The sequence below is a fragment of the Nocardia sp. 2TAF39 genome (assembly GCF_052114905.1).
Taxonomy (GTDB): domain Bacteria; phylum Actinomycetota; class Actinomycetes; order Mycobacteriales; family Mycobacteriaceae; genus Nocardia.
Genome location: NZ_JBFRFQ010000050.1, coordinates 1 through 22,260, shown reverse-complemented (window position 1 = coordinate 22,260; position 22,260 = coordinate 1). Strand labels below are relative to the sequence as shown.

General features: G+C 66.4%; 17 protein-coding genes. 8 read left to right on the top strand and 9 right to left on the bottom strand.

Features of this window, described 5'->3' with window-relative positions:
• Positions 1–169 precede the first annotated feature (169 nt).
• The 3 genes from AB4Z47_RS25400 (at position 170) to AB4Z47_RS25390 (ending at position 3,994) form a co-directional block, all read left to right on the top strand.
• Positions 170–1,528: a S1 family peptidase gene (locus tag AB4Z47_RS25400; protein ID WP_441954256.1), complete on the top strand. Its 1,359-nt coding sequence runs from the start codon at positions 170–172 to the stop codon at positions 1,526–1,528.
• A 174-nt stretch (positions 1,529–1,702) separates the two neighbouring features.
• Complete coding sequence (locus tag AB4Z47_RS25395) at positions 1,703–2,968, top strand: S1 family peptidase (protein ID WP_441954255.1); 1,266 nt, start codon at positions 1,703–1,705, stop codon at positions 2,966–2,968.
• Positions 2,969–3,106: 138 nt separating this feature from the next.
• Positions 3,107–3,994 (top strand): NRDE family protein, encoded by an 888-nt coding sequence (locus AB4Z47_RS25390; protein WP_441954253.1) that lies wholly within the window; start codon positions 3,107–3,109, stop codon positions 3,992–3,994.
• Between the two features lie 68 nt (positions 3,995–4,062).
• Here AB4Z47_RS25390 and AB4Z47_RS25385 read toward each other — a convergent pair whose 3' ends face one another.
• Positions 4,063–4,800, bottom strand: a complete 738-nt coding sequence (locus AB4Z47_RS25385; RefSeq protein WP_441954251.1) for a hypothetical protein — start codon at positions 4,798–4,800, stop codon at positions 4,063–4,065.
• 448 nt (positions 4,801–5,248) lie between these two features.
• Here AB4Z47_RS25385 and AB4Z47_RS25380 point away from each other — a divergent pair, with 448 nt between their 5' ends.
• The gene (locus AB4Z47_RS25380) at positions 5,249–8,326 is read left to right on the top strand and encodes a heterodisulfide reductase-related iron-sulfur binding cluster (RefSeq protein ID WP_441954249.1); all 3,078 of its coding nucleotides are present in this window, start codon (positions 5,249–5,251) and stop codon (positions 8,324–8,326) included.
• Positions 8,327–8,591: 265 nt separating this feature from the next.
• Here the strand turns inward: AB4Z47_RS25380 and AB4Z47_RS25375 are convergent, their stop codons facing one another.
• Complete coding sequence (locus tag AB4Z47_RS25375; protein ID WP_441954247.1) at positions 8,592–9,131, bottom strand: YdcF family protein; 540 nt, start codon at positions 9,129–9,131, stop codon at positions 8,592–8,594.
• A gap of 143 nt (positions 9,132–9,274) precedes the next feature.
• On the opposite strand from AB4Z47_RS25375, the gene AB4Z47_RS25370 reads away from it, so the two are divergent.
• Both AB4Z47_RS25370 and AB4Z47_RS25365 read left to right on the top strand, forming a co-directional pair.
• Positions 9,275–10,597, top strand: coding sequence for a UDP-glucose dehydrogenase family protein (locus tag AB4Z47_RS25370; protein ID WP_441954245.1), 1,323 nt, complete (start codon positions 9,275–9,277; stop codon positions 10,595–10,597).
• Between the two features lie 150 nt (positions 10,598–10,747).
• Positions 10,748–12,058 (top strand): Hsp70 family protein, encoded by a 1,311-nt coding sequence (locus AB4Z47_RS25365; protein ID WP_441954243.1) that lies wholly within the window; start codon positions 10,748–10,750, stop codon positions 12,056–12,058.
• A 77-nt stretch (positions 12,059–12,135) separates the two neighbouring features.
• Here AB4Z47_RS25365 and AB4Z47_RS25360 read toward each other — a convergent pair whose 3' ends face one another.
• The 3 genes from AB4Z47_RS25360 to AB4Z47_RS25350 form a co-directional block, all read right to left on the bottom strand.
• Complete coding sequence (locus AB4Z47_RS25360) at positions 12,136–13,407, bottom strand: YibE/F family protein (protein ID WP_441954241.1); 1,272 nt, start codon at positions 13,405–13,407, stop codon at positions 12,136–12,138.
• A 361-nt stretch (positions 13,408–13,768) separates the two neighbouring features.
• Positions 13,769–15,025, bottom strand: a complete 1,257-nt coding sequence (locus AB4Z47_RS25355; protein ID WP_441954239.1) for a pyridoxal phosphate-dependent aminotransferase — start codon at positions 15,023–15,025, stop codon at positions 13,769–13,771.
• A gap of 88 nt (positions 15,026–15,113) precedes the next feature.
• Complete coding sequence (locus tag AB4Z47_RS25350; protein WP_441954237.1) at positions 15,114–16,454, bottom strand: XRE family transcriptional regulator; 1,341 nt, start codon at positions 16,452–16,454, stop codon at positions 15,114–15,116.
• 125 nt (positions 16,455–16,579) lie between these two features.
• Between AB4Z47_RS25350 and AB4Z47_RS25345 the strand changes: the two genes are divergently transcribed.
• Positions 16,580–17,137 carry a hypothetical protein gene (locus AB4Z47_RS25345; protein WP_441954236.1) on the top strand — a complete coding sequence of 186 codons (558 nt, stop codon included), beginning with the start codon at positions 16,580–16,582 and terminating at the stop codon, positions 17,135–17,137.
• 116 nt (positions 17,138–17,253) lie between these two features.
• On the opposite strand, the gene dcd is transcribed toward AB4Z47_RS25345, so the two are convergent.
• Complete coding sequence (gene dcd / locus AB4Z47_RS25340; protein ID WP_441954234.1) at positions 17,254–17,853, bottom strand: dCTP deaminase; 600 nt, start codon at positions 17,851–17,853, stop codon at positions 17,254–17,256.
• A gap of 129 nt (positions 17,854–17,982) precedes the next feature.
• Here dcd and AB4Z47_RS25335 point away from each other — a divergent pair, with 129 nt between their 5' ends.
• Positions 17,983–18,660, top strand: a complete 678-nt coding sequence (locus tag AB4Z47_RS25335; protein ID WP_441954232.1) for a phosphatase PAP2 family protein — start codon at positions 17,983–17,985, stop codon at positions 18,658–18,660.
• A gap of 101 nt (positions 18,661–18,761) precedes the next feature.
• On the opposite strand, the gene AB4Z47_RS25330 is transcribed toward AB4Z47_RS25335, so the two are convergent.
• From AB4Z47_RS25330 to AB4Z47_RS25320, 3 genes are read right to left on the bottom strand one after another with little or no spacing between them, the layout of a single operon-like run.
• Positions 18,762–20,399: an ABC transporter permease gene (locus AB4Z47_RS25330; protein ID WP_441954230.1), complete on the bottom strand. Its 1,638-nt coding sequence runs from the start codon at positions 20,397–20,399 to the stop codon at positions 18,762–18,764.
• Positions 20,396–21,307: an ABC transporter ATP-binding protein gene (locus AB4Z47_RS25325; protein ID WP_441954228.1), complete on the bottom strand. Its 912-nt coding sequence runs from the start codon at positions 21,305–21,307 to the stop codon at positions 20,396–20,398. The genes AB4Z47_RS25330 and AB4Z47_RS25325 overlap by 4 nt, the downstream gene beginning before the upstream one ends.
• Complete coding sequence (locus AB4Z47_RS25320) at positions 21,304–21,981, bottom strand: TetR family transcriptional regulator (protein ID WP_441954226.1); 678 nt, start codon at positions 21,979–21,981, stop codon at positions 21,304–21,306. The genes AB4Z47_RS25325 and AB4Z47_RS25320 overlap by 4 nt, the downstream gene beginning before the upstream one ends.
• Positions 21,982–22,260 lie beyond the last annotated feature (279 nt).

Sequence of the window (22,260 nt, the reverse complement as noted above, 5' to 3'; positions counted from 1 at the left end):
GGTGATTAGTAGCGACCTTCCGGGGTTTGTGCCCTAGAGTGATCCGCTGACCGGTGTTGTCGGATGAGTTTCGGACAACGGGTCTGTTGCTGGACGACGGCTGTGTGCCAACGGATTCCGCCTGTGGCCACGGATTTAGCTGGCACGTGCGTGCCGACGAAGGGACTTCATGCGCAAGTTGGTGGCGCGTCGCGCCGCGGTCAAAGCTGTCGCCATCGCTTCGACCGTTCTCCTGGCTCCCTTGTTCGGCACGGCAACCGCATCGGCGGCGCCCGAGGCTCCCGCGCAGCTCGAAGCGGATACCCTGCCACCGGAGCTGGTGCAGGCCATCGCGCGCGATCTGAAGATGACCCCGGCGGAGTATCTGGACCGCGCGGCCCGCGCCCAGCAGTTGCGCGACTATGCCCGCGACTTCCGCTCGGAGCGGCCGGATGCCTACGCGGGCGCCTGGATGGGTGCCGACGGCAAGCCCGTCGTCGCGGTCACCTCGGTGGACGCCGCCCATGTCGCCGCGGCCGATGGCTACCAGACCAGGCTCGCCCCGGTTTCCGCGGACAGTCTGGAGGGCTCGCTGGTCCAGCTGAACCAGTGGATCACCGGCCTGCCGCGGGAGATTTCGCAGGGGATCAACTCCGTTGCCATCGACTTCCTGAACAGTCAGCTGGTGCTCAGCGTCGCCAACACAGCCGCGGGCCACATGCTCAACCTGCCGACCCTGCTCGCCAACATCAAGGTCATCCTGTCGCCGAACGGCGGAGGTCCGGTCGAGCGGCGTCCGATGGGCGGCGACACCTACATCAGCGCTCCGATTTCGCTGAAGGACACCTCGCTGAAGGGCGTCGACGTCTGCTCGTTCGGTTTCAACAGCGTCGACGCGGCGGGCAACGCGCTGAATATCAGTGCGGGCCACTGTGATCCGAATCTGGGTAAGGGCAACCAGGAGGCCACGGTCTACCTGCCCGATGTCCGAGACATACCGGCCAGCCCCGAACTGGGCACTTTTGTGCGAGCAACCCTCGGCGGCCAGACCGCGCTGGACTACTCGGTGATCAAGCTGAATGACCGCGCGGTACGGGCGGGCATGGACCAGCCCTCGGTGCGAGCCGCCAACGGCACAACGCTGTCCATCACAGGTACCGCCGAACCGATCACCGGCGCCCCGGTCTGCAAGTCGGGCCAGTCGTCCACCTTCACCTGTGGCTTCGTCGTGGCCGACCGGGTGGAGACCCAGCTGTACACCGCGGAGGGTGAGAGCAAGATCGTGCGCGGCTTCGCCAACTCGGCGTGCACGCTCGGCGGCGACAGCGGCGGCGCGATCGTGTCCGGCACGCTGGCGCTCGGCATCACCAGTGGTTCCAACGCCGCGGACGCACCGAATTGCAACGAGGCCAACATCGCGCTCGCGCAGTACGGCGGCACGGCCACGTTGGGCATTCCGATCCGGCCGATCCTGGCCGATATCGACGCCTCTTCCGGCGGCGGGCTCGGCAGCGGTATCACCGTGCGCACCCACCCGAACGCCGGGTGAGCTGCTCGAAGAGACTGTGGCGACCGACATACGATCGGTTGATCGGCTATCGAACCAAGCGGCTTTCCTCGATGAGTAGGCATACCGCGCTCGAGCCCATATAGTCTGGACATGCTCCTGCCACGTATAGGTCCTCTCCGATCAGCTGCGCGACAGACCGGAATCCGAAAAACAGTGATCGCCGCCTCGGCGGCGATCCTGCTGTTCGGCCCCACGGCGGCAGTAGCGACGGCTGAACCCGACCAGGCACCGAATCTGCCCGCCGAACTGGTGGCAGCGGTGACTCGCGATCTGAAGATCTCGCCCGACGAGTACCTGCACCGTGCGGATGTCGCGCAACAGGTGGCCGCATTCGCCACCAACGCGCAACGGCAGTACCCGGCCGTCTTCGCAGGCTCCTGGCTCGACGAGGCGGGCAAGGCGGTCGTAGCGCTGGCCCAGGGGCCCGGCGCCGACGAGGCCAAGAAGGCCGCGGAGTCGGCTGGTTTCGAGGTGCGCAACGTCGCCAAGAGTGAGGCCTCGCTGCGTGGCGAGAAGACCGCGTTCGAGCGGTGGCTGGAGGGCCAACCGGATGCGGTGCGGTCACTGGTGCGTGGCGCGGTGATCGACACCGTCAACAACTCCATCGCGGTGCGCGTCGACCAGGCGGGCTTGCCGATGCCGAACTTCATCGATCCGGCGCGGATCATCGTGATGGCCCCGCCGGTGGCCGGTGAGGAAAACACCCTGCAGGCAGGCGACATCGCCGGTGAGGCGCAGCGCGGCGCCCTCGCAGGCGGCGACGGCTTCGCCTCGGTCGCCGGACGCAGCTCGCTGCGCTGCTCGCTCGGTTTCAACGGCACCGACCGCAACGGCAACACAGTGAACATCACCGCCGGCCACTGCAACCCGGACATCGCGTCGGCGGGCAGCGGCAACGCCGCGGGCGTCTACGAGCTGAACGGCGACCGGCTCGGCGCGCAGCTCGGCGTGTTCCAGAAGTCGGTGCTGGGCGAGCAGGACTACTCGATCGTGCGGATCAACGACCAGGCCAAGGATCGCTTCGCCAACAACAGCGTTCGGGCGCCCGGGGCGGCCCCGATCGCGGTCGACGGCGTGGCGACCCCGGTCGTCGGCGCTCCGGTCTGCAAGTCCGGTGCGCGCACCGGCTTCAGCTGCGGCGTTGTCAACGCGGTCGACCAGACCGTGCAGGTCGGCGAGCGTGAGCTCACCCAGAGCTTCTCGGCCAACATCTGTGCGCTGCCCGGCGACAGTGGCGGCCCGATCGTGACCGGCCGGCTGGCGCTCGGCATCTCCAGCGCCTCGTCGGTGGCCGACTACCCCGTGTGCGAGATCCCGAACCTGATCGGCGCCCTCACCGGCAACGCGCCGCAGCTGTTCGCGCAGCCGGTGCACGTGGTGCTCTCGGACAACCCGGGGCTTCGCGTCCGCACCAACTGACCAGGCGGACACGAAAAAGGCCGACAGCATTGCGCTGTCGGCCTTTTCGCCGTCTCGGGCCCCTCTTCCCCTGCCCTTGCGCGGCCTCCGGCGGGAAACCCGGCGCGTGGACCCGCGCTGTTCCGGCATTCTGACTGCATGTGTTTGGTATTGATCGGCTGGCGCGCGCATCCGGACTACCGGTTGATCGTCGCCGCTAACCGGGACGAGTACTACACTCGGCCGGCCGAGTCCATGCGGTGGTGGCCGGAGGTGCCCGGGCTGCTGGCCGGGCGCGACACCGGCGCCGAGAGCAGGGTCGAGGGCGAGCCTCCCGGCACCTGGCTCGGGCTCACCACTCGACCACCGGGCCGCAGCCGATTCGCCACGGTGACGAACGTGCGCAATCCGAACGACGAACGCGCCGACGCCCGCTCCCGTGGCGCGCTGCTGATGGACTTCCTGCGCGGCGCCTCCGACCGTCATCCGGCCGAAGCCTTCCCCGGGCCGGAAAAGTATGTGCTCGACGTCGCGGCCGCGCCCGACGACTACAACGGCTATAACCTGGTGGTCTCCGACCTGGAGACGCTGTGGTGGCACTCCAACCGCAGCGCCGCCCAGCCCAAGGAACTCGCTCCCGGCTTCCACGGGCTCTCCAACGGCACGTTCGTCAGCTCCGCGGGTCTGACCGAGGGGGACCCGGATCCGACCGCGCCCCAGCCCATCTGGCCCAAGGTACGCGCCGGCCTGACCGAACTGCGACAGCTCGCGCAGTCCGATCCCGATGCGGTGGAGCGCTATTTCGCAGTGCTCGCCGACCGCACCGAGGCCCCGGACGACCACCTGCCGCACACCGGTGTTCCCCAGGAGATGGAGCGGACGCTGTCGGCCAGGTTCATCGGGCACACCCTACACGGCACCAGGGCCAGCACGGTGCTGCTCGTGCGTGAGGACGGAACGTTCTCGATGGCCGAACGCTCCTTCGGCAGACTCGGCCGCGAGATCGGCGTGGTGTCCTTCCGTAGCACGCTCGACCTACCCGGATAACGACCCGCGGCCCGCCCTCCGAAGAGAGCGGGCCGCGTGGTGATCGAGCGAGATGCGTTCGAGGCGAATTACTTCGGAGCGACCGCCGTCGCCGAATAGTTCCCTTCCGCCCACTTCGTGGTGCCGTCCGGCGCCTGCAGCGTGTTGATCAAGTCCATGCCCGCGATAGCCAGCGCGGGTCCACCGACGGCCACGGTGCCGAGGATGCCACCGATGCCTGCGCCGGCGATGGCGGCGGGGATGCAGCCGACACCGAGGAGCGGCAGGCCGAGGATGCAGCCGATCACGCCGCCTGCGACGACACCGACGGCGGTACCGAGGAAGCCGCCGACGGCGGTGGCGATGCCGAACTGGTTGGCGAACTCGTTCTGTGCGCGCGTGTTCTCGAGCGGCGAAGCGATCGGCTGCGCGACGACATTGACGGCGTTGATCGGCTTGTCCTTAGGCACGGTGACACCCTGTTCAGGGGTCAGCTCGAGCACCGTGGCGTCGTCCTTGACAACCGGCTTCACCGGGACGAGGGTCTCGGCGACCTTGAAGGCGACCGGGAGCGTCAGAACCTCGTTGCCCTGCCCGTCCTTGATCTTGTAGACGTCGTCCTCCTTGACGTCCTCCGAGGACTTCGCGAGTTCGAACGTGCCCCCCTTGAGCGTCGTCACGACGGTCTTGTCCACCAGCTTGACCGAGTACCGGATGGGCTGTTGGTCAGGTGTAGCCGCCGGCTCGTCGGCATGTGCGGTCCCCAGGCCGATGGTCATCGCGCCGATGACCATCGCGGCGGCCGCGGTGGTTCTGCGGAGTTTCATTCAGTTTCCAATCCATGCATCAGGTCGTCGTCTACCAGCGGATCTGCACACGCGAGCTCTTTTCTCATCAAATCCGGTGGCAAATCCGGATCCTCCCCGAGCAGCGTGCAGACAGGCACAGCAAACAGAACGTCGTGAGCCTAATAGAACGTCCCGTTTTAAGCGAGATCCCTTATCACGCATGGGGACCAAACCAATCCGATCGGCCCTGATCCGTCGGTGGTTACGGTGGCTATCACCTGAACGCCCGCTCAAATCGACAAATCGTGATGTTGATCACAGGAAAGGGTTGAGTCGAGCCCCGCCCCGCGGGCTACCGCCCAAAGACCGATACTACGATGGACACCAGCTATTACTGGCGGGTAACTTACCGCCAGTTAGGATACGAGCCAAAGGGGTGGCGCCAGAACCGCCCTCTCTCGTGTTGCCTCTAAAGAAAGGTCGCGACATGAATGCCCTGACAATGACGCTGGGCACGATTGGGGCGACGCTCAGCCTCCTGTGTTGGGCGTCGTTCATCGGCGGCGTGCGCAACATCGCGCGCGCCATCATGGTCGGACAGCCCGCGCCGGATCGCTGGCGGCCGTTCTTTCCCCGGCTCCAGCAGATGATCGTGGAGTTCCTCGCGCACACGCGCATGAACAAATTCCGCACCGTCGGCTGGGCGCACTGGCTGGTGATGATCGGCTTCATCGGCGGCGCGATCCTGTGGTTCGAGGCATACGGGCAGACATTCGACCCCGAATTCCACTGGCCGATCATCGGCAACTGGGCGATCTACCACCTGTGGGACGAGATCCTCGGCATCGGCACGGTGCTCGGCATCACCACCCTGATCATCCTGCGTCAGCTGAACCACCCACGACTGCCCGAGCGGCTGTCCCGGTTCAGCGGCTCGAAGTTCGGCCCCGCCTACGTGATCGAGGCGATCGTGCTGATCGAGGGCCTCGGCATGATCTTCGTGAAGGCGGGCAAGATCGCGGCCTACGGCCACTCCAACGCGGCCACCGACTTCTTCACCATGCGGGTGGCCGAACTGCTGCCCGCAAGCGCGACCCTGGTGGCGCTGTTCGCGTTCGTCAAGCTGATGTCCGGCATGCTGTTCCTGCTGCTGGTCGGCCGCAACGTCACCTGGGGGGTGGCCTGGCACCGGTTCTCCGCGTTTCCGAACATCTACTTCAAACGTGAGGACGACGGCGGCGTCGCCCTGGGTGCGGCCAAGCCGATGATGTCGAAGGGCAAGCCGGTCGACATGGAGACCGCCGATCCGGACACCGACACCTTCGGTGCCGGCCGGATCGAGGACTTCTCCTGGAAGGGCTGGCTGGACTTCACCACCTGCACCGAGTGTGGTCGCTGCCAGTCGCAGTGCCCGGCGTGGAACACCGGCAAGCCGCTCTCGCCCAAGCTGCTGATCATGTCGCTGCGTGATCACGGCTACGCCAAGGCGCCCTACCTGCTGGCCGGCGGCCGCAAAGACATGGCCGGCGACGAGATCGGCCTGGTCGACGCCGAGGGCAATCCGAACGAGGCGAAGCTGGCCCGGATCTCCGAGGCCGCGAAGGCAGAGGCCGAACGTCCGCTGGTCGGCGGCGAGGACGTGAACGGCATCATCGATCCCGAGGTGCTGTGGAGCTGCACCACCTGTGGCGCGTGCGTCGAGCAGTGCCCGGTGGACATCGAGCACGTCGACCACATCATCGACATGCGCCGCTACCAGGTGCTGATCGAGTCGGAGTTCCCGTCCGAGCTCGCGGGCCTGTTCAAGAACCTGGAGAACAAGGGCAACCCCTGGGGTCAGAACGCCAAGGACCGGCTCAACTGGATCAACGAGCTGGACTTCCAGATCCCGGTCTTCGGTCAGGATGCCGACAGCTTCGACGGCTACGACTACTTGTTCTGGGTCGGCTGCGCGGGCGCCTACGAAGACCGCGCCAAGAAGACCACCAAAGCCGTCGCCGAGCTGCTCGCCACCGCCGGTGTGACGTTCATGGTGCTCGGCGCCGACGAGACGTGCACAGGCGACTCGGCCCGCCGCGCGGGCAACGAGTTCCTGTTCCAGCAGCTGGCGCAGCAGAATATCGAACTGCTCGACTCGGTGTTCGAGGGCGTCGAGGATCGCAAGAAGAAGATCGTCGTCACTTGTGCGCACTGCTTCAACGCGCTCAATAACGAGTACCCGCAGGTCGGCGGCAGTTACGAGGTCGTGCACCACACCCAGCTGCTCAACCGCCTCGTGCGCCAGAAGCAGCTGATTCCGGTGGCCTCATTGTCACAGAGCGTCACCTATCACGACCCCTGCTACTTGGGCAGGCACAACAAGGTCTACAACGCGCCCCGTGAGTTGATGGCGGCATCCGGCTCGAACCTGGTCGAGATGCCTCGGCACGGCGAACGGTCCATGTGCTGTGGCGCCGGTGGCGCGCGGATGTGGATGGAAGAGCAACTCGGCAAGCGCATCAACATCGATCGGGTGGACGAGGCACTGGATACGCTCACTGCGTCTGATGGCCGCTCCGGAAGCTCCGCTGCGTCGAAGATCGCGACCGGCTGCCCGTTCTGCCGCGTGATGCTCACCGACGGCGTCACCGCGCGCCAGGAGAAGGGCGAGGGCGAAGGCGTCGAGGTCGTCGACGTCGCCCAGCTGATGCTGGACGCCATCGAACGCGTCGAGCCCGCGAAGCTGACCGAGAACCTCACCGTCATCCAGGAACCGAAGGCACCTGAGCCCGAGCAGGAGAAGGAGCCCGCCCCAACCGCCGAGACGCCCACGCCCGCCAAGGCCGCGCCGACCGGTGGCGGTCTGGCGATGAAGGGTCCGGCGAAAGCACCCGGTGGCCTGGGCATGAAGGGCGGAGCCAAGGCACCCGGCGCCAAGGCACCCGGGGCGACCGAGACCACATCGGCGCCCGCCGCGCCAGTCAAAGGCCTGGCCATGAAGGGCCCGGCGAAAGCACCCGGTGGCCTGGGCATGAAGGGCGGAGCCAAGGCACCCGGCGCCAAGGCTTCGGCGGCTCCCGCCGCCGAGTCGGCCGAATCCGCGCCCACGGCCAAGGCTCCCGCCGCCCCGCCGGTCAAGGGCTTGGGGATGAAGGGCGGTGCCAAGGCACCCGGACTCGCCATGAAGGGTGCGGCCAAGGCGCCCGGCGCGAAAGCGGCCGCGGCTCCTGCCGACACCGCACCGGCCGAGGCCGCCACCGACGCGGCTGCTGCGGCCGACGCGGCTCCGACGGAAAAGCCGACGGAAACGAAGCCGACGGTGCCCGCCAAGGGTCTGGCCATGAAGTCCGGCTTCAAGCGCCCCGGTGCCAAGGCGCCGGGCGCAATGGCTCCGGCGGCCGAGCCCGCCGCGGCAGAGGAAGCGTCCGCCACGGCAACCACCGCGGCAGCCGAATCCGCCTCCGAGCCCGAGCAGGCCACCAACGGCACCAGCGGCAACGGCGCACCCGAGGTCACACCGCCCGCCGCCAAACCGGGTGGCCTCGGCTTCAAGTCCGGCGCCAAGGCGCCCGGCCGGAAGAACTGAGCACAGCGAAAGTGCCCGGGTCCCGCGCTGAAGTGCTCCCCAGAAGTTGGACTGTGAACTCAGTTCCTTCTATCCCTGGGGAGTATTTCTTTGCGCCCACGAACCGCGCAACCCGCGCGACGGCGACCTTCGCCGCCGAGACCGCGCGCCCGATTCACGTGCGGAATGTGAGCCTCTAACCTTTCGAAATGAGCTGTCAACGGTGCCGCTGCCACTCATCCACAGGCGACATCACCAGTAATTGTTCGGGAGCTGGGACCGCCGACTAACAGTCCTCGAAGAAGGCTTTGATGTAACCCACCGACTGGTAGACGTAGTCGTATCCCCAACGGAGGACCGAGAGGTCGGGTTCGGGGTCGGTGAAGAGAAGTTCTCCGTCCCAGCACTTTTCGAGGATGAAGCGAGCTCGAGAGATGTGCGGGGTGAAGGTGACGACGATGACGCGGTGCCAGTTCCCGGCGCGGGCGAGGCGGGCGAGTTCGCGGCCCTCGCCGCGGGTGGTGCGCGGGGCGGGGTCGAAGCAGGTGACCTCGAAGCTGTAGCCGCCGTGACAGATCCGGTTCACCAGCACGCTGTTCTCATAGGGATTGGAGAACAGCACACGCGGTGCGTATCCCTCGTGCGCCAGGCGGAGTCCGAGTTGTTCGCGCCCGTCGTGGGCGCCGCCCAGGACGAGAACGGCGTCCGCCGCGGCGGGCGTGTCGGTGCGTGGGCGCACGTAGACCGGCCACAGCGCCACCCCGGCAACGGCAACCACGAGGACCACGCCGAGCAGGGTCCAGGGCCACCGATGATGTCGTCGCACCACGCCGATGCTAGCCGGGCAGCGGAACGATCCCGCAGGTCAGGGCGTTTCGCCGACCGGCGTCGCCGCCTGTACATCTGCTGTTGCCCGGACCCTTGCCTCGGTGACGTGGTGCGGCCACCGGCGGGGTTTACCAATCGATCATGCGATGCACAGTCTTCGGAACCGGGTATCTCGGGGCCACGCACGCGGCATGCATGGCCGAACTCGGGCATGACGTCATCGGGGTGGACGTGGACCCTGGCAAGGTCGCGAAGCTATCCGACGGGGTAGTGCCGTTCTACGAGCCGGGCCTGGAGGAGGTGCTGCGACGCAACCTCGACGCGGGCAAGCTGCGGTTCACGACCTCCTACGCCGAGGCCGCCGCCCACGCCGAGGTACATTTTCTCGGGGTTGGTACCCCGCAGAAGAAGGGGGAGTACGCCGCAGACCTGAAGCACGTGCACGCCGTGGTGGACTCACTTGCCCCGATGCTGGAGCGTCCGTCGGTGATCGTCGGCAAGTCGACGGTGCCGGTCGGCACGGCCGCAGCACTCGGCGCCCGTGCCCGCGCGTTGAGCGCGACCGAGGTCGAGGTGGCGTGGAATCCGGAATTCCTGCGCGAGGGCTTCGCGGTCAAGGACACCTTGCGCCCGAACCGGCTGGTACTCGGCGTCGACCACGACCGCGACGCCACGGGATGGGTCGAGGAGGTGGTCCGCGAGATCTACGACGATCTGATCGCCGCCGAGGTCCCATTCCTGCTGACCGATCTGGCCACAGCCGAATTGGTCAAGGTCTCCGCGAACGCCTTTCTGGCGACGAAGATTTCGTTCATCAATGCGGTGTCGGAAGTGTGCGATGCGACCGGCGCCGACGTGACAATGCTGGCCGACGCCCTCGGCTACGACGCACGCATCGGCCGCCGATTCCTCAACGCAGGCTTGGGATTCGGCGGCGGCTGTCTGCCGAAGGACATCCGCGCGTTCATGGCCCGCTCCGGCGAACTGGGCGCCGACCACGCGGTGGCTCTTCTGCGCGAGGTGGACAACATCAACATGCGCCGCCGAACCAAGGTGGTGGACATGGCCGCCCGCGCCTGCGGCGGCTCGCTGCTGGGCGCCAACGTCGCGGTGCTCGGCGCGGCGTTCAAGCCGGAATCCGACGACGTCCGCGACTCACCCGCGCTGAACGTCGCGGGCATGATCCAGCTGCACGGCGCGGTGGTGACCGTCTATGACCCGAAGGCACTGGAGAATTCGCGCGGGGTGTTCCCGACCCTGAACTACGCGACCTCGATCACCGAGGCGTGCGAACGCGCCGACGTGGTGCTCGTCCTCACCGAGTGGACCGAGTTCACGGCACTGCGTCCGGAGAACCTGGACCGAGTAGTACGAGCCCGCAGCATCATCGACGGCCGCAACTGTCTCAATCGTGCCACCTGGAGAACCGCCGGATGGGTGTACGCGGGACTCGGCACACCGTAGAGTTGCGAGGCAAGGCGGGACTACTGGCCGGATGACCAGTCCTGCCTCAAGCACAGCTGATCGTCGACGGTAGGGTCCGTCCAGCGGACCTCCGCCGAACGGACGGCGCAGGCTCGCATGTCGTGACGCATGAACGAGATGGGCAGCTGAATGAGTTCGGTACTGGGAGTTTCGGTGGGGGCCGGCGCTGTCCGTATGGCGCGGCCACATGCCGGGAACCCCCACGGTCATGTCGCACCCCATTCATTCGACCTGCAGAGCATTCCGGTGCTCGACCAGAGCGTTGAAGAGCTGGTGGCCGAAGCCATCGGGGTCACGTTGGAAGCCACCCCGGGTATCGGCGCCACTGCGATCGCCTATCGCAGTGAACAGCATGCCCGCGCGATCCGCGCGGCGATGGCGCGCCAGCAGCTGACCAACTACGAACTCGTTCCGGAGATCGTGGCGGCATTGGAGTTCGCGCAGTCCACCGGCGACATCCGTGGCATCTCGTCGCTGGTGGTCTACGACCTCGGCAGCTCGGGCCTCTCAGTGAGCGTGGTCGACACCCAGACCCGCGAAGTCCGCCACAGCGAACGCACCAGCGACATCAGCGGCGACTACCTCGATTCGCTCATCAGGGAACAGCAGATCGCATCGGGCCGGATCGCACACCCGCCGAACGCCGCAGGTCTCGTCGCGCTGGACGCGCTGTGCCGGGAGGCCAAGGAGCAGCTGACCTCCAACACCGCGGTCGCACTACCCAGTGCGCAAGGCTTGGTGCTGCTGGCGCAGGAGAACTTCGACTCACTGATCATGCTGGCGATCGAATCATCGGCGCGGATGACCCGGGACGTGATCGTGCGTTCGGACCGTCCCGTACACGGGGTACTCGCCATCGGCGGCTGCGCGCGAATCCCGCTGGTTGCCAAGGTTCTCGAACGCTGGATGGGCGTGCCGGTCATCGTCCCGGACAGCCCCGAGACCGTGATGGCCCGTGGCGCCGCGTTGCTGGCCCGGCCGGTCCGCAAGGAGACCCCTGCCGCGACACCGACGCTCGGCGACGACGAACTGTCGCCCGCCTGGTTATCCGCACCTGCCGCGACCGGCAAACGCGAGATCAGCGGCGCCGTGCTGACGGTAAGCGCACTCGCCGTGATCGCCGCGATCGGTCTCGGTCTCGGCTACGGTCCGCAGGTGCTGGAACATGATTCGCACAGCAGCGAGGGGTCGCCCTCGGTGTCACCGACCACCGTTCCGCGCACCACCGTGCTCGATCCACAGATCGCGGTCGCACCGGGCACGACGGCGGAATCAGCGCACGAATCGGTCGCCGCGCCCCCACCGAACCGGCGCCAGACCACCACCGAAGCGCCACCGACGCCCGGCCCGAACACCATCGTGGTGCCCGGCCTTCCGCCGATTGTGGTCCCCACGATTCCATCGGAGATCTTCCCTTTCCCGCCGCCACCGCCGCGCTGATCACCTGCACGCCTACTCGATTCGCAGTAAACCTCACCATGTAGGAGTGCCGAGGCCCAGCTTCGGACGCTCCGAACTCAGGTCCGCGCGTGCCGGGCGCGGCGCGCCGGTGGAGTGGTCTCCTTGCTGCCGAACGGACGGGCGAGCAGGACCGCGATGCCGGTGGTCAGCGGGACCGAGAGCGCGAGCGCGATACCGCCGACCGCGGAGCGCGCGATCTCGATCGCGACCGCGTCACCGGTCAGTACATCGCGAATAGACCGCCCCGCCACGCTGAACAGCAGCAGGAGCGGCAGCGCCCCACCGGCGTAGGCGAGCACCAGGGTGTACACAGTGCTGGCGATGTGGTCGCGCCCCACCCGCATGGCAGCGGTGAAAACCTCGCGCCGCGAGGCCGATTGATCGATGGCCGCCAGCTCGAACGCGGCCGACGCCTGAGTGATCGTGACGTCGTTGAGCACGCCGAGCGAACCGATGATGAAGCCGGCGAGCAGCAGTCCGGTGATGCTGACGTGCTGGAGGTAGGTGGCGACGTTGGTGTTCTGCTCTTCGGACAGCCCGGTCAGGTGGGTCAGCTCGATCGAGAGCCAGGACAGCGCCGCCGCGACCAGCATCGAGGTCAGTGTGCCGAGTAGCGCTGAACTGGTGCGCAGATTCACCCCGTGCGCGAGATAAAGCACCGCGTACAGGATCAGCGAGCCCGCGACCAACGCGACCGGGATCGCCGGTTTGCCGTCCAGCAGGGCGGGCAGCAGGAACAGCACGAGCACCGCGAACGCGAACACCAGACCGAGCAGCGCGCGCAGACCACGCCAGCGCGCCACCACGATGATCACCACCACGAACACCAGCACGATCAGCGTCAGCGGCAGACCGCGCGCGTAGTCCTCGAACGAGTACAGCGGCGTCCCGCTCGGATCGGTCTGGCGGACCAGCCGGATCCTGTCGCCCGCGCGTAGATCGGGTTGTCCTGGACCGGGCGCGATTTCGAACAGCGTGTGGTTACCCTTGTGCGGCCCGGACTCGATCGCGATCAGGCTGCGCTGGCAGATGTAGGCGTTGCTGCGCGGCGCCTCCGGCTTGTCGACGAAAACCTTGCCCAGCGACGAACTGCCGCACGGCCCGACGTCCTGCATCATCACGGTGCCTGCTTCGGTCTGCACCGCCCCGCCGCCCGCGTTCTGCATCGGCAAGGGGATGTCCACATGCTGCTTGCTCGGCCACAACATGATCGCGCCGATCGCGACGAGAATGCCGACGGCGGTGAGTAACCCGACGACCACGCGAGCCGCGGTCGCGCCGATCGCGATCGGTTCCGAGTGATCGTGGTGATGGTGGTGGTCGCTCACCGCGCTCCTACTTGTCAGAGTGTCTACCCGGAGCGAGCTTAAAGGATTTCATTTTCAAGATTGGTGCGGCGCGGCATAACACAGCCAACGGCGAGAAGAGGTTTTTGAGGGGGCGGCGGAGAGCAGGGGGATGTCTCCGCCGCCCGCGGGCAGGCGGCCCAGGGGGGTAGGCGGCCGAACCCGAGATCGGATGTGCCCAGGGGGGTAGGCCATCCGACCAGGCACTCTAGGTGCCGAGGACTACTGTACACAAAAGTACTTCTTTTGCGCTAGCTAGTATTCAAATCTGGCGAATATCCAAACATCGAGTTTGTTTCAGAGCTGGAAGCGGGGCGATTATATGGCCGTGCCGGCTTTTCCGCTACTGGCGATAGCTGGACAAGAAGTTGCCGAAGCGTTCGATCGCGACCGCTAGATCCCTCGCCCAGGGCAGCGTCACGATCCGCAGATGATCGTGGTGGGGCCAGTTGAAGCCGGTGCCCTGCACCATCAGGATCTTCTCCTGGAGTAGCAGATCTAGGACGAGCTTCGAGTCGTCGTAGATCTCGTACACGTTCGGATCCAGCCTGGGGAATGTGTAGAGCGCGCCTTTCGGCTTCACACAGGTCACACCGGGGATCATGTTCAACCGTTCCCAGGCGACATCACGCTGTTCGAGTAGTCGGCCACCGGGCAGGATCAGATCCTCGATGCTCTGATGCCCGCCGAGTGCCACCTGAATCGCATGCTGCGCAGGCACATTCGGACACAACCTGGACGAGGCAAGCAGGTCGATGCCCTCCAGGAAACCGGCCGCGTGCTCCTTCGGACCGGTGATCGCCAGCCAGCCCGACCGGTAGCCCGCGACCCGATACGCCTTGGACAGCCCGTTGAAGGTCAGACATAGTTGATCGGGCGCCATCGTCGCCAGCGAGATGTGCTTGGCGTCGTCGTAGAGGATCTTGTCGTAGATCTCGTCGGCGAGCAGCAACAGCTGATGCTTGCGCGCGACGTCGACCAACTGCTGAAGAACCTCCGCGGAGTACACCGCGCCGGTCGGGTTGTTCGGGTTGATCACCAGCAGGGCCTTGGTCTTGTCGGTGATCTTCGATTCGATGTCGGCGACGTCGGGCTGCCACCCGTTGGCTTCGTCGCACAGGTAGTGCACCGGGGTGCCGCCCCCCAGGCTGGTCATGGCGGTCCACAGCGGATAGTCCGGCGCCGGGATCAGCACCTCGTCGCCGTTGTCCAGCAGCGCCTGCATGGTGATGGTGATCAGCTCGGAAACGCCGTTGCCCAAGTAGACGTCGTTTACGTCGAGTTCGGGGAAGCCGGGCACGAGCTCGTAGCGGGTCACGATCGCGCGCCGCGCGGACAGAATGCCCTTGGATTCGGAGTAGCCCTGGGCGTACGGGAGCGCGGCGATGATGTCGCGCATGATCACATCCGGCGCCTCGAACCCGAACGGAGCGGGGTTGCCGATATTGAGCTTGAGAATGCGATGACCCTCGGCCTCCAGCCGTGCCGCCTGCGCGTATACCGGTCCACGGATTTCGTAGACGACGTCCTGCAGCTTCGTGGACTGCTCGAGGACGCGCGGCGGGCGGTGCGGTAGATGACTCGGACTCACCCGTCCCATGGTGCCATCCGTCGCAAGCGGATAAATGCCGGTGCGAGGTTCGATCGGCCGTCTCGGCTCCGGCACCGCCCGCGGTGTGACGAGTCCCTCAGCAAGCCGGGCTTCCCGGCGGGATGCTCCGCGCCGCGGTGGAGCCGCAGAACTCCTCGATCCGCTCGTCCAGGAACCGCGCCTCGACCGCATCGCGAAAGGCCGGGGTGGCGATTCGCCTGCGCACACCGGTCAGCCGCTCCTCGAGTTGCGCGATGCGCTTGTCCTCGTCGAGCCCGAGCACTGGATGCAGTGCCTCGGCCGCGCCGTCCAGGCTGCCGTTGATCAGGTGAGCGGCAGCGCAGTCCACCCGGGCCAGTGCCTCGGCGCCGTAGGAGCGCTGCTCGGACGGGCCCTTCGAATACAGCTCGATGGCCCGCTGGGTGGCGCGGAGCGCCGGCGCGGCCTGGCCGAGGTGGATGTAGGTGGCACCCGCGTAGTACTGGGCCTTGGGGTCGTTGAACCCGAAGACGCCGCCCACCTCGTCGTGCAGGGTGTCGGTTCCGGCGAATTCGCGGACGTCGTCGGCGGCCCGGATGCACCGTTCGGCGTCGGCGGCGCTGCCCAGCGCTGACCAGATCCTTGCTTCGATATTGAGCAGTCGCACCTGCGCCGTCGCGGACTCGGCGAACTGTTGCCCGCTCCGCGCCAGCAGCAGGGCTCGGCGTGGTCGATGCGACCAGTATTCGATCAGCGCGTGCATGCCGCGGGTCCAGGCGCGAAGTCCGTTGTGCCCGCACAGTTCCGCGTAGGCCCACGCTGCTCTGGCCTGCTCGCCCGCCGCGTCGTAATAGCCCAGATCGGTACTCACGTTGGCGAGCAAACCCGAGAGGGTGCCCGCGAGCAGGTACAGGTGGCTGGTGTCCGCGGGCCGCTGATGGCCCTCCAGCAGGCGATAAACCCGGCGGCGCACCCGCAGCATCTCCACCATCATCGGTACCGGCGGAATGTGTACGTAGTCGTTCGCGATGCGCGCCACGTCGGCGTCGAGTTGTTCCAGCGTGGTCGCACCCACATTGGTGCTCTCGGCTTTGCCGGCGTGTTCGCTGGCCTCGTGGGCAGCCGCCATGATCAGATCCCTCTCCGAAATAGCTACTAACGCATCACCTCTCATCGCACCGGCGTCTATGAGAGCCAAAAGGTCCGCGTCGCTCGAATATCGAGTGCGCGCCGAGCCGTCGGCACGCGCATCGAATCCCGGCGGGACGGGTCGATCGACCACGAGCTCATCGATCATTGCCGCGAACCGCGCCCGCACAACATCGTCGGACCTGGCCAGGGAGGTATCCAGAGCGGCTTGGTTGATCGGCCGTGGATGGACTCGGGTGCCCCCGGCCTCCCACTTGGACACGAGTCGTTCGTGCACACCCAGGTGGGCCGCGAACTCTCTGATGCTCATCCGCTTGGCATCGCGAAGGGCTCGAGCCTCTCTCCCCGACCACCGTCTGACCAAGATGTCACCCCTTCCGAACGAACTTCTTGTCCAGAGTACGAGCCGATTGTGAGCAGAGCCACATGTGAAACATGGCTCGTATCAAAGGCAGCGGAAGGGCAGCGGAAGGCGGGCGTGCGGGCAATACCGAATCGCCGGACGGACCGGGGACCCTTGAGACGGAAGGCAAGGAGTTCGCCGTGAATGTGGAGAAACTCAGGACCGTGGACGATTGGGTGGCGTTCTACCAGCACGAGTTCGGGCTACCGGTCGTCGAGCGTGGCGGTTTCGCCATGCTGCCGATCACCGGCCGGGTCTGCGTCGTCCACCTGCCGACCGCACGCGCCGAAAGGGTAAGTACCGCACTGGAGCAACAAGGGTCGAGGGGTCCCATGTTGGCCAGACAGATCCGGTGGAGCTTCCTCGCCGAGCCGGACAGCAGGCCGGGGACGCAGGTATTGGAAGTGCTCAACCGTTTGGATATCGGCCTTCCCGCCATCGGTAGTGCCGTGATGTTGCCGACCGGTCTCGGCCGCTGGACCCGGGAAGGGTGCTTCTGGGTCAACCCGCCGAACCGCGGCGACGCGCTCCCACCATTGTCCGCCATCCTCACTACGGCACTGGCGGTGGGAGCGGGCGGCGGGGACTGATCACCTCCGCGATCGGTTCCCGCTGCCGCCCGGGCCGGGTCTGCCTCTTTCCCACAGTCGACGTGGCGGACTCGGTCCGGTGCCGCCTATGCGTATGCGGCACAGGGCATTCTTGCTCAGCGTGATTCGGCGGCGTCGATGGCAGCGGTGGGGAGCGGAAAGTTGAGGTAGGAGCGTGACGGGGTCGGCCCGCGCTGGCCCTGATACTTGGAGCCCGCGACGGCGCTGCCGTACGGGTGCTCGGCGGGACTGGTCAGTTTGATCAGACAGAGTTGGCCGATCTTCATACCGGGCCACAGGGTTATCGGCAGATTCGCCACGTTGGACAGCTCCAACGTGATGTGGCCGCTGAAGCCGGGATCGATGAAGCCCGCAGTCGAGTGGGTCAGCAGGCCGAGCCTGCCCAGGCTCGACTTGCCCTCGAGCCGCCCGGCCAGATCGTCCGGCAGCGTGCACACCTCGAGCGTGGAGCCGAGCACGAACTCGCCGGGGTGCAGCACGAATGGCTCGCCCTCCGCGGGCTCGACCGGGCTGGTCAGCTCGTCCTGCCGCTGTGCGGGGTCGATGTGGGTGTAGCGGGTGTTGTTGAACACCCGGAACATTCGATCCAGGCGCACATCGATACTCGATGGCTGGATCAGGTTCTCCAGGAGCGGCTCGACGCCGAGACGCCCAGCGGCGATCTCCGCACGGATGTCACGATCGGAAAGCAGCACGCCGACGAGCGTAGCGCCTGCTCGCCGCAGCTCTGCACGCGCACAGACACCCTGCTCGTCGACAGCGGGTACCGCGTGTCCTGGGCACCTCGGCTCACGTCCGACTTTCCGGGATGGAACGGTGGAGGGGTGACGCCGCATCGGATTCGGACCGCGATCGCGGTGTTCGCCGCGCTTCTTGTGGTGCTCACCGCCGGTCTCTCCCGCCATGCGCTCGACGACAACGGCCGCACAGGGCTCGATCGCAATGTCACGGACTGGGCCACCGCGCACCGCGACGGTGTGCTGACTCCGACTGCCGTGACGGTCAGCGCGCTCGGCGGCACCCTCACCATGACTGCGCTCGCCACCCTGGTGTGCCTGGGCCTGTCCTGGCGCCGCCGCTGGTCCGAGGCAGCACTCATCGCGATCGCCGGGCTCGGGGCCGGGCTTCTGGTCCGCGGCGGCAAGAGCGTGATCGGCCGGGCCCGTCCGCCCGTCGAGGAGCACCTCGTAACCGTGACCAACCAGTCCTATCCATCCGGGCACAGCCTCGGTTCGTTCGTCGTGGTCGGCGTTGTCGCCGTCGTCCTCATCCCCCACCTGCGCCACACCGCCCTGCGCACTCTCGCCGCAACTCTCGCCGCGATATTCGTTGCCGCGGTGGGCCTCTCCCGGATCTACCTGGGCGTCCACTGGATCACCGACGTACTCGGCGGCTGGTGCCTCGGCGCGCTCTGGCTCCTCGCCTGCCTGACCGCCTACCGCTACCTCACCCGCCGCAAAACCCGCGCGCCGGCGACCAGGCTCATCGACACACACCACTGACGCCCTGACCTGGGCGGCGCTGCGAGGCGAGTACCCAAGACCTGTCGCTCGCTCCGGGAGTCGGCAAGCCTCCGGAGCGAGCGGTCATGGCCGGGCGATGTTCAGCGCAGGTCGCGGCGGTGGAAGGCGTACAGACCGACCGTGAGCAGTGCCACGTCGATGAGCAGCATCCAGACCACCGGCGCGGCCTGGAATTCCTGACCGGGAACCCGAGGTGTGTGGGTGAACGGCTCGAGGTCGAGCAGCCACTCGGGGAACCCGGAGATCGAACCGAGCAGGAACAACGTGATGAACCCGACCAGCACACCCCAGACGACCGGGGTGAATCGCGGGACGAGGCCGAACAACAGGACCGTGATCCCGGCGAGCATCCAGATCGCAGGCAGTTGCACCAGTGCCGCACCGAGCACGCCGGGCAGCTTCGCGCCGATATCGTCGGCGGCCAGGCCGTAGACAAGTCCGGCGACAAGCCCGGCGGCCGTCATCGCCACCGCGGGACCGACCAGCGCGAACACGATATGGCTTGCGGCCCAGCGGATCCGGCTGACCGAGCCGGTCAGCACCGACTCCAAGCGCAGCGCGCTCTCCTCGTTGTAGAGCCGCAGGGCAGCCGAGATTGCCAACGCGCCGGCGCCGACCGCGAGCATAGTGAACGCGATCGTGATGAACGAGTCCTCCAGCGCCTGTGAGCCGCCCATCCGGTTGACCATGTCCGCGATGGCGTCACTGTCGCCGAGCTCATCGCCGATGCCGTTGACGACACTGCCGATGAGCAGCGCATACAGACACAACCCGATCGTCGCCGCGATGAGCACGCCGCGATGCAATCGCCACCCCAGCCCGAATACGCCGCTGAGCGTGACTGCAGCCATCGGCTTTCCTGGACGTTCGGCGATAAGCCCCGCACCTACGTCGCGGCGGTGCAGCAGCAGGTAGGCGACAATCGTGAACGCGACCGCGGTTGCCAGGTGCAGCAACAGCACCCACCAGCGTTCCCCAGCGTAGGGGCGCACCTGTAGCGACCATCCTTGTGGGGCGAGCCAGGTCAGCACACCGTTTCCGGCGTCACCGACCGCACGCAGCGCAAACGTGGCGCCGAGGGCGGCGAACGCGATCATGCGGGCGATGCGCGCACCAGCGCTGAGTTGCGCGGCGACGGCGGCGACCGCGGCGAACACAATGCCCGAGCCTGCCAACGCGAGCCCGAACGCCACCGAACCAGCCTTGGTCACGTCGGTGGTGAGCAACCCCGCCGTGCCGATCAATCCGGTGGCCAAGGAGGCACCGAAGCCCAGGATCAACGTCGCCGTGAGGCTTGCGTAGCGTCCGACGGAGGTGGATTCGAGCAATTCGGCGCGGCCGGTCTCCTCCTCCGCACGGGTATGCCGAATGACGCTGAGTATCACCGCGACAGCGATCAGGGTGTGGAACATCCCAGCTTTCCAGATGCCCACCGCGCCGAGACTGTCGTTGTAGATGACCCCGTACATCGCTCGCTGGGCGGGACTGCCCATGATCGAGTCCAGGAACGAGGCGCGATCGGCCGCGGTGGGGTAGACGCTTTCGACGCTGCTCACATAGGCCGAGGACAGTGGTACGGACAGCAGCAGCACCCACAGCGGCAGGATGATCCGGTCGCGCCGCAGATACAGACGCAGCAACTGTCCGGTCCCGGAAAGTTCGGATGAACTCGCCGACGTAGCGGAGTGCTGCGGACGCGCAAGCACTGCGGTCGTCATGCCGTCACCCGCTGCGGCTCGCGTCCGTCGGCCTCGTAGTGTCGCAGGAAGAGCTCTTCCAGCGTGGGCGGCTGACTCACCAGGCTACGCACTCCGGCCGCACCCAATACCCGGATCAGCTCGCCAAGGCTTTCACTATCCACTTGAGCGTGCAGCACATTCCCATCGATCGAGACATCCTGCACACCAGGGATCCTGCCGAGATCGCCAGGATCGTGGGTGAGTTCGGCTTTGATCGAGGTGCGGCTCAGATGGCGCATCGATTCCAGCGTGCCGCTCTCGACCGTCCTACCCGCTCGAATGATCGTGACGCGCTGGCACAGCTGTTCCACTTCCGACAGGATGTGACTCGACAGCAGCACGGTGGCGCCGCGGTCGCGTGCTTCGGCGACGCATTCTTGGAATACCTGTTCCATCAGCGGATCCAGACCGGACGTCGGCTCATCCAGCAGGATCAGGTCGGCGAAGGACGAGAACGCGGAAACCAACGCCACCTTCTGCCGATTTCCCTTGGAGTAGGTGCGCGCCTTCTTCCTCGGATCGAGATCGAAGCGTTCGATCAGCTCGGTGCGGCGTGTCTCGTCGATACCGCCGCGCATCCGCGCCAGCAGATCAATCGTTTCCCCGCCGGTCAGCGAAGGCCATAACGTCACATCTCCCGGCACATAGGCAATGTGGCGATGCAGTTCGACTGCGTCTGCCCACGGGTCACGACCCAGCAACGTAGCCGTCCCTGACGTTTTCCGTAGGATGCCGAGCAGTACCCGAACGGTTGTGGACTTGCCCGCACCGTTCGGGCCGAGGAAGCCGTGGATTTCCCCTTGGGCCACTACGAGATTCAGCCCATCCAGTGCATGTACCTGGCCGAACTGCTTGCGAAGGTCGCGCACTTCGATCACATTGCTCATTGATTCTCCTCAGGTGAATCGGGGGATGCGATTCGCTCGCGCTCGGCGAGCATGGTGTCCAAGGCCATCCGGTCGGTCAACAGACCCTCGGTGTAGAGCTCCACTGTGGGCAGCATCATCTGATCCGCATAGGCACGCAGCGCTTCGCGATAGTCGATCTTGCCGTCGGCATCCTGGCGTAGCCGCAAGAACAGCATCAAGCCACCGCTGCCGACCGTCGCCAGATAGCGAGCCCTGGCTTTCGGATCCCGACTGGGCCGAATCGTGCCCGCCGCGACGCCCTCTGCCATGTACTGCTCGGCATCGGCGACCGAACGCTCGAACAGCGATTTGGCAAGCTCGCCTCCGGCTTGATAGCTGCGTGCGATGTAAGCGATCAGCGGCGCGAACTCCTCGATCTCGGCGAGCGAGGTGAGCAGTCCTGCCGGAGTGGGGTCGCGTATGTACTCCGACTTCGCTTTGCGGACGACTTCGAGCACGTACGCGTCGCACTCCGCACGCAGACTCTTCTTGGACCCGAAATGGTGGTTCACCAGGGCTGGCGATACCCCGGCAGCAGCTGCGATAGCGCGAACCCCGACGGAAAACCCTTCCTCACCGAATATCACGATCGCCGTGTCCCGGATCCGGGCTCGCGCGGTCAGGTCGGCATCGCAGGTTCGTTCTAAACGCATGTTCAACATACTAAACAAGTGTTCAGTCGCGATGCAAGGCGTGATCCGTGCGGGACCCTGCGCCGGAAAGACAGGTCGCGCAGTGGATTACACATTTCCGCAGGCAGGCGAGGGCGCACACCCCGGGGGCCTGTCAATGGCCATTTGTGGGTCGCCGCTGGTGGCCGGGTGAAGTCCCCACCCTCTTGCAGGGGGTGGGGTGTTAGGTCAGGGGCGTTCACCTCGCTTGGTGCGGTTTTTCATGCGGTAGGAGTCGCCGTCGGTGATGACGACTGTGCA

Excerpts from the sequence above, each read along its gene's own strand:
- AB4Z47_RS25355 (WP_441954239.1), bottom strand. The coding sequence starts at position 15,025 with ATGGGACGGGTGAGTCCGAGTCATCTACCGCACCGCCCGCCGCGCGTC.
- AB4Z47_RS25365 (WP_441954243.1), top strand. The coding sequence starts at position 10,748 with ATGAGTTCGGTACTGGGAGTTTCGGTGGGGGCCGGCGCTGTCCGTATG.
- AB4Z47_RS25350 (WP_441954237.1), bottom strand. The coding sequence starts at position 16,454 with ATGAGCATCAGAGAGTTCGCGGCCCACCTGGGTGTGCACGAACGACTC.
- AB4Z47_RS25320 (WP_441954226.1), bottom strand. The coding sequence starts at position 21,981 with ATGCGTTTAGAACGAACCTGCGATGCCGACCTGACCGCGCGAGCCCGG.
- AB4Z47_RS25390 (WP_441954253.1), top strand. The coding sequence starts at position 3,107 with ATGTGTTTGGTATTGATCGGCTGGCGCGCGCATCCGGACTACCGGTTG.
- AB4Z47_RS25380 (WP_441954249.1), top strand. The coding sequence starts at position 5,249 with ATGAATGCCCTGACAATGACGCTGGGCACGATTGGGGCGACGCTCAGC.
- AB4Z47_RS25330 (WP_441954230.1), bottom strand. The coding sequence starts at position 20,399 with ATGACGACCGCAGTGCTTGCGCGTCCGCAGCACTCCGCTACGTCGGCG.
- AB4Z47_RS25325 (WP_441954228.1), bottom strand. The coding sequence starts at position 21,307 with ATGAGCAATGTGATCGAAGTGCGCGACCTTCGCAAGCAGTTCGGCCAG.
- AB4Z47_RS25385 (WP_441954251.1), bottom strand. The coding sequence starts at position 4,800 with ATGAAACTCCGCAGAACCACCGCGGCCGCCGCGATGGTCATCGGCGCG.
- AB4Z47_RS25370 (WP_441954245.1), top strand. The coding sequence starts at position 9,275 with ATGCGATGCACAGTCTTCGGAACCGGGTATCTCGGGGCCACGCACGCG.
- AB4Z47_RS25400 (WP_441954256.1), top strand. The coding sequence starts at position 170 with ATGCGCAAGTTGGTGGCGCGTCGCGCCGCGGTCAAAGCTGTCGCCATC.
- AB4Z47_RS25345 (WP_441954236.1), top strand. The coding sequence starts at position 16,580 with ATGGCTCGTATCAAAGGCAGCGGAAGGGCAGCGGAAGGCGGGCGTGCG.